This window comes from Clostridium sp. OS1-26, assembly GCF_030915445.1.
Classification (GTDB): Bacteria; Bacillota; Clostridia; order Clostridiales; family Clostridiaceae; genus Clostridium_AM.
Map to the genome: position 1 here is coordinate 1,702,696 of NZ_CP133264.1, position 13,907 is coordinate 1,716,602.

14 protein-coding genes, 1 tRNA gene and 1 riboswitch are annotated in these 13,907 nt (G+C 32.5%); of the genes, 13 read left to right on the forward strand and 2 right to left on the reverse strand.

Annotated elements, in window-relative coordinates:
- Nucleotides 1-26 precede the first annotated feature (26 nt).
- From queG to nth, 3 genes are all read left to right on the forward strand, one after another.
- A complete protein-coding gene (gene queG / locus RCG18_RS08555; protein ID WP_308040886.1) occupies nucleotides 27-998 on the forward strand; it encodes a tRNA epoxyqueuosine(34) reductase QueG in 972 nt (323 codons plus the stop codon).
- 97 nt (nucleotides 999-1,095) lie between these two features.
- Nucleotides 1,096-1,794, forward strand: a complete 699-nt coding sequence (locus tag RCG18_RS08560) for a lysophospholipid acyltransferase family protein (protein ID WP_308040887.1) — start codon at nucleotides 1,096-1,098, stop codon at nucleotides 1,792-1,794.
- Between the two features lie 141 nt (nucleotides 1,795-1,935).
- On the forward strand, nucleotides 1,936-2,580 hold the full coding sequence (gene nth / locus RCG18_RS08565; protein WP_308040888.1) for an endonuclease III: 645 nt from the start codon (nucleotides 1,936-1,938) through the stop codon (nucleotides 2,578-2,580).
- Here nth and RCG18_RS08570 read toward each other — a convergent pair.
- Together RCG18_RS08570 and RCG18_RS08575 are read right to left on the reverse strand one after the other, a co-directional pair.
- Complete coding sequence (locus tag RCG18_RS08570; protein WP_308040889.1) at nucleotides 2,577-3,821, reverse strand: competence/damage-inducible protein A; 1,245 nt, start codon at nucleotides 3,819-3,821, stop codon at nucleotides 2,577-2,579. The two genes, nth and RCG18_RS08570, sit on opposite strands and share 4 nt — an antisense overlap.
- A 28-nt stretch (nucleotides 3,822-3,849) precedes the next feature.
- On the reverse strand, nucleotides 3,850-4,884 hold the full coding sequence (locus RCG18_RS08575; RefSeq protein ID WP_308040890.1) for a M42 family metallopeptidase: 1,035 nt from the start codon (nucleotides 4,882-4,884) through the stop codon (nucleotides 3,850-3,852).
- A 170-nt stretch (nucleotides 4,885-5,054) separates the two neighbouring features.
- On the opposite strand from RCG18_RS08575, the gene RCG18_RS08580 reads away from it, so the two are divergent.
- The 10 genes from RCG18_RS08580 to grdA all read left to right on the forward strand — a co-directional run bounded on the left by RCG18_RS08580 (nucleotide 5,055) and on the right by grdA (nucleotide 13,887).
- Nucleotides 5,055-6,524, forward strand: coding sequence for a VanW family protein (locus RCG18_RS08580; RefSeq protein ID WP_308040891.1), 1,470 nt, complete (start codon nucleotides 5,055-5,057; stop codon nucleotides 6,522-6,524).
- Nucleotides 6,525-6,733: 209 nt separating this feature from the next.
- Nucleotides 6,734-6,820: transfer RNA gene (locus RCG18_RS08585), tRNA-Leu, on the forward strand.
- Nucleotides 6,821-7,108: 288 nt separating this feature from the next.
- Entirely contained in the window at nucleotides 7,109-7,780 is a 672-nt protein-coding gene (locus RCG18_RS08590) for an N-acetylmuramoyl-L-alanine amidase (RefSeq protein WP_308040892.1), read from the forward strand.
- A gap of 123 nt (nucleotides 7,781-7,903) precedes the next feature.
- Nucleotides 7,904-8,371 (forward strand): tRNA (cytidine(34)-2'-O)-methyltransferase, encoded by a 468-nt coding sequence (locus RCG18_RS08595; RefSeq protein ID WP_308040893.1) that lies wholly within the window; start codon nucleotides 7,904-7,906, stop codon nucleotides 8,369-8,371.
- Between the two features lie 15 nt (nucleotides 8,372-8,386).
- Nucleotides 8,387-9,226 (forward strand): DegV family protein, encoded by an 840-nt coding sequence (locus tag RCG18_RS08600; protein WP_308041984.1) that lies wholly within the window; start codon nucleotides 8,387-8,389, stop codon nucleotides 9,224-9,226.
- A 520-nt stretch (nucleotides 9,227-9,746) separates the two neighbouring features.
- Nucleotides 9,747-9,816, forward strand: a riboswitch (glycine riboswitch).
- Between the two features lie 143 nt (nucleotides 9,817-9,959).
- Complete coding sequence (locus tag RCG18_RS08605) at nucleotides 9,960-10,337, forward strand: GrdX family protein (protein WP_308040894.1); 378 nt, start codon at nucleotides 9,960-9,962, stop codon at nucleotides 10,335-10,337.
- A gap of 272 nt (nucleotides 10,338-10,609) precedes the next feature.
- Nucleotides 10,610-11,530: a thioredoxin-disulfide reductase gene (gene trxB, locus RCG18_RS08610; protein WP_308040896.1), complete on the forward strand. Its 921-nt coding sequence runs from the start codon at nucleotides 10,610-10,612 to the stop codon at nucleotides 11,528-11,530.
- A gap of 15 nt (nucleotides 11,531-11,545) precedes the next feature.
- Nucleotides 11,546-11,878, forward strand: coding sequence for a thioredoxin domain-containing protein (locus RCG18_RS08615; RefSeq protein ID WP_308040897.1), 333 nt, complete (start codon nucleotides 11,546-11,548; stop codon nucleotides 11,876-11,878).
- Nucleotides 11,879-12,017: 139 nt separating this feature from the next.
- Nucleotides 12,018-13,304: a glycine/sarcosine/betaine reductase component B subunit gene (locus RCG18_RS08620; RefSeq protein ID WP_308040899.1), complete on the forward strand. Its 1,287-nt coding sequence runs from the start codon at nucleotides 12,018-12,020 to the stop codon at nucleotides 13,302-13,304.
- A 118-nt stretch (nucleotides 13,305-13,422) separates the two neighbouring features.
- The gene (gene grdA, locus RCG18_RS08625) at nucleotides 13,423-13,887 is read left to right on the forward strand and encodes a glycine/sarcosine/betaine reductase complex selenoprotein A (RefSeq protein ID WP_308040900.1); all 465 of its coding nucleotides are present in this window, start codon (nucleotides 13,423-13,425) and stop codon (nucleotides 13,885-13,887) included.
- Nucleotides 13,888-13,907 lie beyond the last annotated feature (20 nt).

Consider the following 13,907-nt stretch of genomic DNA (forward strand, 5'->3'; position numbering starts at 1 on the left):
AGTAGAGCACTAAAGAAGGTGATTAATTGGATTACAAAAGCAGTATATTAGAGTATTGTAACAAGCTTGGTCTAGATACAGTTGGCTTTTCAGAATGTAGGGTTTTTGATGAATTGAGGCAATGCTTTGAAAGCAGAAAAGATAAAGGATTAGAAAATGAATTTGAAGAGGAATGTATAGAGAAGAGGATAAATCCTTTTCTCTATATGGAAGACGGGAAAACAATAATATCTATTGCTTTCCCTTATTTATTTAGCTTAAATTGTAAAAATTCTATAGGATTTTCAAATTATACTTATGGGAGAGACTATCATGTTGTAGTAGCAAACTATTTAAAAAGCATATGTGATTATATAGAGCGTTTGGGAGGCAAGGCTATATATTTTGTAGATAGTAATTCTCTTCCTGAAAGATATATTGCACTGCAGAGCGGAATAGGATTTATAGGAAAAAATAATACTCTGATTACAGAAAGATATGGTTCTTATGTATTTTTAGGAGAAATAATAACTAACCTGTCTGTAGAAAAAGATAAGCCTTTAGGAGATAAATGTGGAAACTGTAATATATGCCAAAACGCATGCCCAACAGGTGCAATAAAAAATGAGAATAATCCTAACATATGTCTTTCGTATATAACTCAAAAAAAGGAAATAAATGATGAATGGTTTGGCAAATTAAATGGTAGAATATTTGGATGTGACACATGTCAAAAGGTCTGCCCATATAACAAAGGTGCTGAAATATCAAAAATAGAAGAATTTAGGCCTTATGACTTTATGGAAATGGTAAATTTAGATGAATTAGTGAGTTTAGATAAAGCAATATTTAAAGAGAAATATAGTCAAACATCTTGTGGATGGAGAGGTAAAAATGTACTTCAAAGAAATGCTCTAATTAATGTTATGTGTCTAGAGAAAAGTAGAAAACCTGTAAAGATTAGTTCACCATATGTACAAAATTATTATAATAGACTTTTAAAATATTTGAAACTATAATTTAATTATGTGATATAATATTTAGGAAGTAATTTTTATTTGTATAGCTTATATAATTTTTATTTTTAAACCATGTAAATGAAAGGTGGACTATGTTATGATTTCTCCTGGAGCAGCTAGGATAATAGGCTATCTTCCTGAAGATGTAGTTCGATTTTTTTCTGGAAAACTGATTAAGAAGTATCTAAAAACCTATGCAGATATAGAAGTTAAGGGAATGGAGAACTTAAAAGATGTAAAAAAGCCTATACTTTTTGTATGCAACCATTTAAGTAATTCTGATGGATTAGTAATAAATAATGTGCTAAGAGATCAGGATATAACCTTTGTAGCAGGAGCAAAACTATCCGACAATCCGTTGACTAGTTTGGGTGTATACATTACTAAAACTATAACTATTAAGCCCAATACTCCTGATAAGGAAGCTATATCAGGAATAGTGAAGACATTAAAAGAAGGAAAAAATATTCTTATATTCCCAGAAGGTACAAGAAGTAGAACTGGAAGTATGATTAAGGCTAAAAAAGGAATTATATTAATTCAAAGATTGACAAAAGCCTCAGTTATACCACTTGGGATCTATGGGAGTGAGAAACTTCTTCCTATTAATGAAAAAGATATGGGACAAGAAAAATTTCATCATGCAAAGGTAACACTCTCTATAGGAAAAGAGATAGAAATACCTGTTAAAGAGCGTGAAGAAGACAAACATGAATATGAAGAAAGAGCCATGAATTTCCTAATGGGAAAAATTGCAGTGCTCTTACCTGAAAAGTATAGAGGAGAATATAAGTAATACCCATTATTTTGAATGGGTATTTTTTTCTATTGAATATATAATATTAATATAGAGGTAAAAGACCGAAAGAAAACATATCCCTTTGTATAAGTTTACTTTCTAGTTTGAAACCCTATATATGTAAAGTAGGTGAACATTTTGAAAAAAGAAAATATAGAAAAAACATTAAAGACATTAAGTGAGACCTACCCTAATGCTAAATGTGCATTAGAGTTTAAATCACCTTATGAACTATTGATTTCAACAATACTATCTGCACAATGTACAGATGTAAGAGTTAACCAGGTTACTGAGGAATTATACAAAGAATATAATACACCGGAAAAGATGGTAAGCTTAACAGAAGAAGAGCTAGGAGAAAAGATCAGAAGCTGTGGATTTTATAAAAACAAAAGTAAAAATATATTAGGAGCTACAAGAGATATAATACAAAAATACGGTGGTGAAGTTCCAAAAACAATGGAAGAACTAATAGAACTTCCAGGGGTAGGAAGAAAAACAGCTAATGTAGTTTTATCTAATGCTTTTGGAGTGCCGGCCATTGCGGTAGATACTCATGTATTTAGAGTATCAAACAGATTGGGAATAGCTAAAGGTGATACTCCTGACCAAGTAGAAAAAGGTCTTATGGAAAATGTACCGAGAGAAATGTGGAGCGATACTCACCATTATCTTATATGGCATGGAAGGCAAATATGTAAAGCTAGAAAACCACAATGTGAAATATGCCCACTAGCACCTTACTGTGAGTATTTTAGTGAAGAAGTAAAGACCGAAAGTTAACTTTCGGTCTTTAAAAGCTCTCTTCTTACCCAGTCTAGTGCAGTTATAGTAGTTCTTCTTCTTATCATTTCTCTACTACCCGTAAATTCACATTTCTTAACCTTAGTTATTCCGTTAATATAAAGACCAATATAGACTAAGCCTACAGGCTTTTCCGAAGTACCGCCACCTGGTCCAGCAATACCAGTAGTTGATAGTCCTATGTTTGTTTCGGATGTTTTAGCAATGCCTTCTGCCATTTCTTTTGCAGTTTCTTCACTTACAGCACCAAACAGCTCTAAAGTTTCTTCCTTTACACCTAGACGTTTGATTTTCGCATCATTACTGTAAGTAACAGCGCCCTCCATAAACACTGAAGAGACACCTGGATAATCTACAAGTTTTGAAGCGATAAGTCCTCCTGTACAGGATTCAGCAGTAGATATAGTTAAGTTGTTTTTTATTAGCAATTCAGCTAAGACTGCCTCGAGGGAAGTTTCGCCTTCACCATATATATGTGTACCAAGTCTACTACGGATTTCATCTTCTACAGGAATGATAAGCCTCTTTGCATTCTCTTCTGTATCTGATTTTGAAGTAATTCTTAGAGTTACTTCCCAGTCTTTGGCATAAGGCGCTACAGTGGGATTTGTGCTGTTATTTATGATATCAGATATTTGTTCTGCCATAACACCTTCACCTATGCCGCAAATTCTTAAAACCTTCGATTGCAATATTTCATTACTATATTTTTTCAATAAAGGAACTACAGAGTTTTCAAACATAGGCTTCAATTCTCTAGGTGGTCCAGGTAAAACAATAAGTAATTTACCATTTTCCTCTATAGCACAACCTGGTGCAGTACCATGGTCATTTGGTAGAACTAATGAGTCCTTTGGAAAGTATGCTTGTTTTATATTGTTTCCTTTTAATTCGCCTTTTGGCGTGTTAATAAAATGTGCTTTCAGTTTATTTAATGTATCTTCATGTAGAATCATTTCTTTGTTAAAATATTCTGCACCGGTTTCCTTTGTTAAATCATCTGGCGTAGGTCCAAGTCCACCAGTAGTTATTACTATGTCAGCTCTATTAAAAGATTCTTCAAATTCTTTTTTCAATCTTTCGCTGTTATCCCCAACTACAGATTGATGATATACAGAGATACCTAGACCTGCTAATCTTTTTGATAAATATTGAGCATTTGTATTTACTATATCACCAAGTAAAAGTTCTGTTCCTACACAGAGTATCTCAGCTTTCATTCTGACAACCTCCTCGGCCTATATTATTTTAATACTGGCAGTATTTTAAAAGTAAATTTAGAGTAGCTATTACTCCATCCATATGGGTTCTCTCATATGCATGAGAAGCGAAAACGCCGGTTCCAATTAGAGCCGTTTTTACATCCCAACCCGCTTTTTGAGCTGCAGAAGCATCAGATCCATAATTAGGGTATATATCAATTTTATAAGAAATGTTATTTTCTTTACACATATTAATAAGGTTTTTTCGAAGTTCTAAGTCATAAGGACCAGAGGAATCTTTGGCACATATGCATACACTGTATTCGGATGAATTTTGTCCAGGGCCAGGGGCTCCCATATCTATAGATAAAAACTCTTTTGTTTTTTCTGGGATAAAAGAGGCACCATGACCTACTTCTTCGTAATTGCTTATTAAAAAGTTTATAGTATAAGGAAGAGAAATTTTATTTTCTACTATATATTTGATTGCATATAAAATTATACCAGCACTTGCTTTGTCATCTAGATGTCTGCTTTTTATAAAGCCGTTGTCTGTGAAAATAGTCCTAGTATCAAAGCATATAAAATCTCCAACATTTATTCCTAAATTCTCAACATCCTCTTTTGAAAATACTTTTTCATCTATAATAACTTCCATATTTTCTGGAACTCTTTTTAGTTCACGGGCCTCATTCCCGTGTATATGTACGGAAGGTTTTATAGTTTGAATAGTTCCTGTGTAAACTTTGTCATCTAAAGTGTGTATTGTACAGTTTTCACCATCTATAGAATTCATCATGAAGCCACCCACAGGAGCCAATACTAAAGCCCCATTAGATTTAATCTCTTTTACCATAGCACCTAATGTGTCTATGTGGGCTGAAATGGTCTTTTGATATTCAGAATTTTCACCATCTAAAGTTACTATAAGGCATCCTTTATTAGTAGTTGTATAGGACACTTTTAGCAGGTCTAGCTCATATTTCATATAATTCATAACTTTATTTGTGAATCCACTAGGACTTGGAGTTGTTAATAGATTCCTAATATAATGTTTTACTTTTTCTATGTCATATGGCATGTAAATGCACCTCGCTTTAAATTATTTTGAAATAAGTTACAGAATTGTATACTTAAATTTTATATCTTATAATTTATTAGTTCAATAAATATTTTACTGCAGCAAGAAAATAATTTAAATAAAATCACTTTTATAGTATAATGATTAGGTAAAATAAAGAGGTGATGCCTGTGACAAGAAAAAAGAGAATTACTAAAAAAAAGGTTTCAATTGGAGTACTTATTGCAGTAGGCTTTCTGGCAGTAGCTATTATAGGGGGTGGAATATACCAGTATAATACTGTTAAAGCTTGGTCAAACTTAATATATCCAGGTATAAAGGTATCAGAAGAAGATTTATCTGGAAAAACAAAAGATCAAGCAAAGAAAATTTTAGAGCAAAAATATACTAATTCAATAGGAAAGAAAAAAATAAATATAGTAACTCCTGATAGGACTTATACATTAGATTATTCAAAGTTAAATCCTAAATACAATTTAGACGAAGCTGTGAATCAAGCATTTTTATATGGTAAAGATTCTAATATCTTTAAAAAATATAAAATAGTAAAGGGTTTTGAGAAAAAACAATTTTCTTTAGGGTTTACTTATGATCAAAAGCCAGTAAATGAACTTATAAACAGTATTGAACAAGATGTAAATAAAGATCCTGTAGATGCAAAGCTAAAGGTAAGCGGAGGAGATTTTACAGTAATACCGGAACAGGGTGGAAGAAAACTTCAAAAAGATAAATTACAAAAAGAAATTTCATCAAAAATTGATGGAACAGTAGGTGCTGATATTAATATTAAGGCACCTATGGAAACAGTTGCAGCTAAGATTACTGCAGATAAGATATCCTCCATTAACTCAAGAATTGCAACTTTTAGCACAGAATATGGTTCTATATCTTCATCAGAGAGGGCTAATAATATAAGATTAGCTACAAGAAGCATAAATGGTAAAGTGCTTATGCCTGGAGATACCTTTGGTTTTAATGACGTGGTTGGAGAAAGAACTGCTGAAAAAGGATACCAAGCAGCTCCAGTTATAATAGGAAATCAAATAGATTCAGGACTTGGTGGAGGAATATGTCAGGTATCTACAACACTATACAATGCAATACTTAGAGCCAATATAAAATCTGTTGAAAGATCTCATCATACATTACCATCACATTATGTACCCCTTGGAATGGACGCTACAGTTGATTATGGTAATTTGGACTATAAATTTAAGAATACTTTAGACTATCCAATATATATTGAAGGAGATGCTTCTGGTGGAACTGTTACATTCAATATATATACGAACTCTTCTTTAGCTGATATAGTCACTGAGGTAAAATCACAAGTTTATGAAACTATACAACCGGGAGTAAAGTATGAAGATGACCCAACATTACCAGTTGGACAAACACAACAAGTACAAGCTCCTTATACAGGTTTTAAAGTAAAGGTTACAAAGAGAACTACAAAAAACGGAAATCTGGTAAGTGAAGATGTTATAGCTGATGATTTTTATAAACCAGTTGATGCAGTTATAAAAAGAGGCACTAAAAAGCCGGTTGAGCCGCCAAAAACGACTGAACCGCCAAAAACAAGTGAACCACCCAAAACAAGTGAACAGCCCAAAACAAGTGGAACAACTCCAAAAAGTTAGATAAAGTCTAATTAGGTATCTGAAAGAAAATAGACTAGCATACTGATTGGTTATTTTTTGAAGATGCCTTAAGCAACACTCAAGGACTAAATTCTGTATTACACAGGACTTAGTTCTTTTAAATTTCTATTCGTAATTGCTTTTTTACATAAAAACATTGTTATAATGGAACATTATGATATAATATAATTGTAAATTTATTCAAGTTTGCGGATATGGCGGAATTGGCAGACGCGCTAGATTCAGGTTCTAGTGAAGGAAACTTTGTGCAGGTTCAAATCCTGTTATCCGCACCAGGTTATTGTAGAGTAAAAACAAACGAGGACTTCATATATTTAGAATGAAGCCCTTGTTTGCTTTTCTATATAATTCGAGATTTAAGTTTGTAACCCAATACTATGTTTACAAATATGTAACTTATAAATATATTTAGTTATATTGAAAATATTCCATAATTTGTATATAATGTAATTATGTTTTACAATTAATTGAGTTTAGTTATTCTAAAATTTATTAAAAAGGGTAGTGAGAATATGAGAATCGGCAACAGGAAAAGGTTTTTATTTTCTTGTATTTTTTTTACTATGACAATGTTATTATTTGGAAAAGCAATAAATCCGGTCTATGAAAAGGTGTTAGGTGAGCCATATTCACCTATGGTTAAAGCTATAGATAAAAATAATAAATTTAAAAAGCCTATTAAAGAATATACCATAGTGTTAGATGCTGGACACGGTGGAATTGATAATGGTACGAGCTATAAAGATATGTATGAGAAGGATTTAACCCTTAAGATAGTAAAGTATGTAGAAGCCTGTTTAAAAGATAGAGGATGTAAAGTAGTTTTAACAAGAAATGAGGACAAGCTTATACCTCTAAAAAAAATAGGAGACAAAGTCAATGAGGCCAATGCAGATGCATTTATTTCAATTCATATAAATTCTATAAATGATATTACTTTTAAAGGAATAACTACATATTACTATGATGCAAATGGTTATCAAAAAGATGAACGAATGAAGTTTGCACAAATTATAGAAAAAGAGACTATAAAAGATGATGGATGGGAAAATAAGGGTATAAGAAGGGAAAACTTTGCAGTACTTAGGTATAGTAAAATACCTTGTGTCTTATTAGAGTGTGGATTTATAACTAATGAGGAGGATAGAGAAAGATTGTCAAAAGACGAGGTGCTAAAAAGATTAGCTGAAAATATATCAGATGGAGCTGTAGAATATCTTGAATCGGTAAAATAAAAAAATGCGTTGCAGTTTTTTTACACTATGAATTGCAGATGCGGTATATTGAAGTACTTTACTGTTATAATATTATAGAGTAATATATTCTTTATAATAACATACTGATTGGAGGAAAATAAATTGAATTTAAATATAGTATTATTTGAACCAGAAATACCACAAAATACAGGGAATATAGCAAGAACTTGTGTGCTTACAGGTTGTAAATTGCATTTAATAAAGCCATTAGGATTTAGTTTAGATGAAAAGCATCTTAAGAGAGCTGGGTTGGATTATTGGAAAGATTTAGACTTAACCATATATGATTCCTATGATGAGCTTAGAGAGAAGTATAAGGATTCAACTTTTTATTTCTCAACTACCCATGCTAAAAACTCATACCATGAAGTAAGCTTTAAGTCTGGTGATTTTGTCGTGTTTGGAAAAGAATCTGCAGGGTTACCTGATAGAATAAGAGAAAGTGATCCTGAAAGGGGCATAAGGGTTCCTATGATAAACACTACTACCCGTTCTTTAAATCTGTCAAATACTGTTGCTATAATTGCATATGAGGCATTAAGGCAGATGGATTTTCCAAATATGAAATAGGGTGGTATAAGCTTGATGGAAAAAATAAAGATAATAACGGATAGTACATCTGATTTACCTGAAGAAATAGTAAAAGAATATGATATAGAAGTGCTTCCGCTATTAATTAATTTTGGAGAAACAGCCTATAAGGATAGAGTAGATATAAATTTACAGGAACTTCTATTAAAAATGGAGCAAAGCGATGAATTTCCTGGAACAGCACAGGTTAATCCTCAAAGATTCCTAGAATGCTATAGGAGTTATAGCGAGAAAGGATACAAGATAGTTTCTATACATATTTCTTCTAAAATGAGTGGAACGTATCAGTCTGCATGTATTGCTAAGGAAATGCTGGGAACAGATGATATTGTGGTAATAGATAGTTTAAATGTTACATCAGGTCTTGGACTTCTGGTGCTTAAGGCGGCTAGGTTAAAAGAAGTGGGATTAGGAATTAAGGAGATAGAAAGCGAAATAAAAACTTTAATTCCACATGTAAAGAGTGTACTTGCTTTTGAGGCCTTAGATAATCTAGTTAAGGGTGGAAGGCTATCTAAAACCGCAGGGGTTATAGGTAATATATTAGGTATTAGACCAATTTTAGCAGTAGAAAATGGTGAGATGGTAGTTATTGATAAAGTAAGGGGCAACAAGAAATCTATAAAATATATCTTAGATTATATAGATAAGAAAGGAATAAAAGAGGGGGAAGCCTCTATACTTTTACATGTCGAAAATAAGGAGATATTAGATGCTTTAAGGGAAGCCTTAAAGTCAACAGATAAGGAATTTATAGAATGTGAAGTAGGATGTGTTGTAGGCATACATTCAGGCCCCAGAGCTGGTGGTGTATTCTTTATAGAGAATCATTAATAAATTAGATATATTGTTAAAAAAATATCTATAATTTATTAACAATATGGAATTAAAAAGACTTTGTTTGACAAATGTAATCTTGCAAACAAAGTTTTTTGTCGTATATTTAATTTTATTAAATGAAAATTAAGAAAAATATCAACGATTAGTGAACATTTCAATGAACAAATTGTAAATATATTGAAACACACCCAATATATATGGGAAAAGTGGTATTGAAAAAGCGGATAGATCTTATAATAAAATTGAATAATTAATATGTTCTAAATGTATAGAATTTTTCGTTTGACTATTATATAATTAAGTTGTCAATGAAAACGTTAAAAAATTAATAAAGTTGGATGAAATTTTCGGGAGATTAAGTAGAAAACTTAACAAATTTTACGTTGATAATCTACTTACTATATATTTAGAGTGTATAAGGTTCTAATATATGGTATCCTTAAATGGATAGCCGAAGGAATAAGTATTATTTTGCTTAAATAATATGAAGCTCTCAGGCAAAAGGACCGAAGATGGACAAGTCTCTGGAAAGCGATAAGCACCGAAGGAGTAAAACTCTCAGGTTAATAGACAGAGGTAGAAAAGCGAACGCTTTTTACCTCTGTTTTTTGTTAACTGAAAATGTCGCAATATATTTTGAACAGAAAATGTTTGAAATATTAATTGATTGCAATCTAATATACGATATAATTGGTGTTAAAGTTTCGTTTTAAAAAGGAGAATAAAAATGATAGAGCCAGTAATTATTGTAACTAATAATCCAATGAGCAGAGAAAAATTAAGCAATAGTCATGAAATCGATTACGTAGATGGAAATACAATGGATGTATTTAAAAAGGTAAGAGATTGCATACATAAAGGACATAAATTGCTCACACATCCTTTAATGAGTAGTATAAAGCCTAATGAAACTCCTTACAGAACAGTTGTTATATCAAAAGGCAAAAGTGAATCCGTAGATATACAATCTTTAAATTATATAGAGGAAGGTATATATTCTACTGAGAAATTCACTCAAAAGTTTGGTATCCCAAAATGGAGTAAGCAAGTGCTAGAAGACTTTCAGCTTATAGATTATGATTTAATCTATCATGCCTTTAATTAAGCAGAGAACTCAAATCTCTGATTTGGAGTGAGTCGCTTACTCATTCGACAGTATGGAGAAGGAGTTTCACAAGCAGGCATCCAAAATCTTTGATTTTGAGATGATCGCTTACTCATTCGACAGTATGGAGAAGGAGTTTCATAATAATGAATAATAGCATAAATGTATGCTTAAAATAGTACCATTGCAATTATATTTAGTAGTGAGTACTTAACATATAGATATTGAATCTAAAAGGTAATTAATATATTAAAAAGCGGGAGGGAACAAAAATGTCACAGATTTATGACACTATAATAATCGGTGGTGGTCCAGCAGGACTGTCAGCAGGCCTTTATGCTGCAAGATCAAGAATGAAAACTTTACTTATCGAGAGAGCGAAATACGGTGGTCAGGCAACAACTACAGATGAGCTTGAAAACTATCCTGGATCTATTGAAGATTGCACAGGTACAACATTAAGTGAAAGAATGAGAAAACAAGCAGAAGAATTCGGAACTGAGTTTGCTAAAGATGAAATAGTAGAAGTTGAATTGTCAGGAGATATAAAGGTAGTTAAAGGAAGAAAAGAAACATATCAAGCAAAAACAATAATAGTAGCTACTGGTGCGACTCCAAGACTTTCAGGATTCAAGAATGAATTAGAATTAAGAGGAAAAGGAGTTTCCTACTGTGCAACTTGTGATGCTGACTTCTTTACAGATCTAGATGTAGCTGTTATAGGGGGAGGAGACTCAGCTATAACTGAGGCTATATACCTTACAAAGTTTGCTGAGCATGTAACTGTAATACATAGAAGAGATGCATTAAGAGCAGCAAAATCACTACAAGAAAAAGCATTTGCAAATCCTAAAATAGACTTCATATGGAACTCAACCATTGAAGAAGCATTGGGAGATGAAATATTAGAAGGCCTTGTTTTGAAAAATAGAGAAACTGGAGAAACTAGCGAATTAAAGGTTGATGGATGCTTTGTGTTCGTTGGATATGATCCAATATCTAAGCTATTTGAAGGACAAATAGAAATGGAAAATCAATATATTGTAACTGATGATGACATGAAAACAAATATTCCAGGAGTATTTGCTGCTGGAGATATAAGAAAGAAACTATTAAGACAGGTTATAACAGCTGCGGCAGATGGAGCTATAGCTGCAACAGCTGCTGAACACTATATAGAAAATCATAAATAAAAGGAGGTTTTATCAATGATAGAATTAACTAAGGAAAATTTTGATGCTGAAATAGTAAATTATACTGAAAAACCAGTATTAGTAGATTTCTGGGGAGATAAGTGTGAAATATGTAAGCAACTTATGCCAGGAGTTCATGAGCTTGAACATAAGTATGGTGATAAGATTAAATTCACTAGCTTAAATACAAGTTCAGCAAGAAGACTTGCTATATCACAAAAAGTTTTAGGCTTACCAACAATGAAAATCTATAAAGATGGTGAAAACGTAAGCACAATTACAGCTGATAAAATAGCAACACTAGATGATATAGAAAACTTTATAAAAGCTTATTATGAAACACTATAATCATTTGAAATAAAAAGCTCAAAACTTTTTATTAAATAAATAATTAAGCACTCAAATCCCATTTTAGTATTAATTAATAATCGAATGAGAGTTGAATGTAAGTTCAACTCTCATCGAAATAAATTTGGAGGTGACTACTTTGCGTTTAGAAATTGGAAAAATTTATATTAAGGACGTTCAATTTGGAGCTGCAACAAAGGTGGAAAATGGAGTTCTTTATGTAAACAAAGAAGAGTTATTACAAGCAGTTGGTGGCGATGAAAGAGTTAAAAGTATAGAATTCGATATCGCAAAGCCAGGTGAAGAGACAAGAATAATTCCAGTAAAAGACGTTATTGAACCAAGAGTAAAAGTTGAGGGAAAAGGTGGAATATTTCCAGGCTTTATAAGCAAGGTTGACACAGTTGGTTCAGGAAGAACTCACGTGTTAAAAGGAGCTGCAGTAGTTACTACTGGTAAAATAGTTGGATTCCAAGAAGGAATTATAGACATGAGCGGAGAGGGAGCTAGATATACTCCATTCTCAAAGACAAATAACCTTGTAATTATTTGTGAACCAAAAGAAGGCGTTAAACAACATGAGCATGAAGAAGCTGTAAGAACAATTGGATTCAAAGCAGCAACATACCTTGGAGAAGCAGCTAGAAATGTTGAGCCAGATGAAGTAAAAACTTTTGAAACTCTACCATTACTAGAGCAAGTTAATCAATATCCAGACCTACCAAAGGTTGTATATGTATACATGCTTCAAACACAAGGATTATTACATGATACATACGTATACGGCGTAGATGCTAAGAAAATTATACCAACATTTATATATCCAACAGAAGTATTTGATGGAGCTATCGTTAGCGGAAACTGCGTATCAGCTTGCGATAAGAACCCAAGCTATGTTCATATGAATCATCCAGTAATTGAAGATTTATATGAAAGACACGGAAAAGATATCAACTTCTTAGGTTGTGTAATCACAAATGAAAACGTATATCTTGCAGATAAAGAAAGATCATCAAACTATACTGCTAAATTAGTTCACTTCTTAGGAGCAGATGCAGTTATAATTTCAGAAGAAGGCTTTGGTAACCCAGATGCTGACCTAGTTATGAACTGCAACAAGATAACTGATTTAGGAATAAAAACTGTATTAATTACAGACGAGTATGCAGGTCAAGACGGAAGTTCTCAATCACTTGCTGACTCAACACCAAAAGGTGATGCAGTAGTAACTGGTGGAAATGCTAACGAAGTTGTAATATTACCAGCAATGAAGAAGATAATAGGACATCCAGAAGCTGCTGATATAATAGCAGGTGGACACGTAGGAAGCTTAAGAGCAGATGGATCAATAGAAGCTGAGATTCAGGTTATAACTGGAGCTACAAGCGAAGTTGGATTCAACACTTTAACAGCAAAAGGATATTAATAGTTTAAATAAAATAGACTGAATCCTTAAATAATATTAGCGGGTTTTATGAAATAGCTGATATTAAAAAACAAAAGTTATAAATGTAATATTAAATTTGAAAGAGAGGATGATATAGATGTTACAAGGAAAAAAGGTAATAGCTGTAGGAGATAGAGATGGAATACCAGGACCAGCGATAGAAGCTTGCGTTAAGTCAGCTGGAGCAGAAATAATTTTTGCATCAACAGAATGCTTTGTTTGAACAGCCGCAGGAGCTATGGATCTGGAGATCCAACAAAGAGTAAAAGATTTAACTGAAAAACATGGTGCAGAAAATATAGTTGTAGTAATCGGAGGCGCAGAAGCAGAAGCTTCAGGACTTTCCGCAGAAACAGTAGCAGCTGGAGACCCAACTTTTGCAGGTCCACTTGCTGGAATAGCATTAGGTCTTGCAGTTTATCACGTTGTTGAGCCAGAAATAAAGGATGAATGTGATGCAGCTGTTTACGATGAACAGTGCGGAATGATGGAAATGGTTCTAGACGTAGATGCTATTATTGAAGAAGTTAAGAATGTTAGAACTCAATACTCAAAATATTAATCTTAAAATGAGTTTAAATT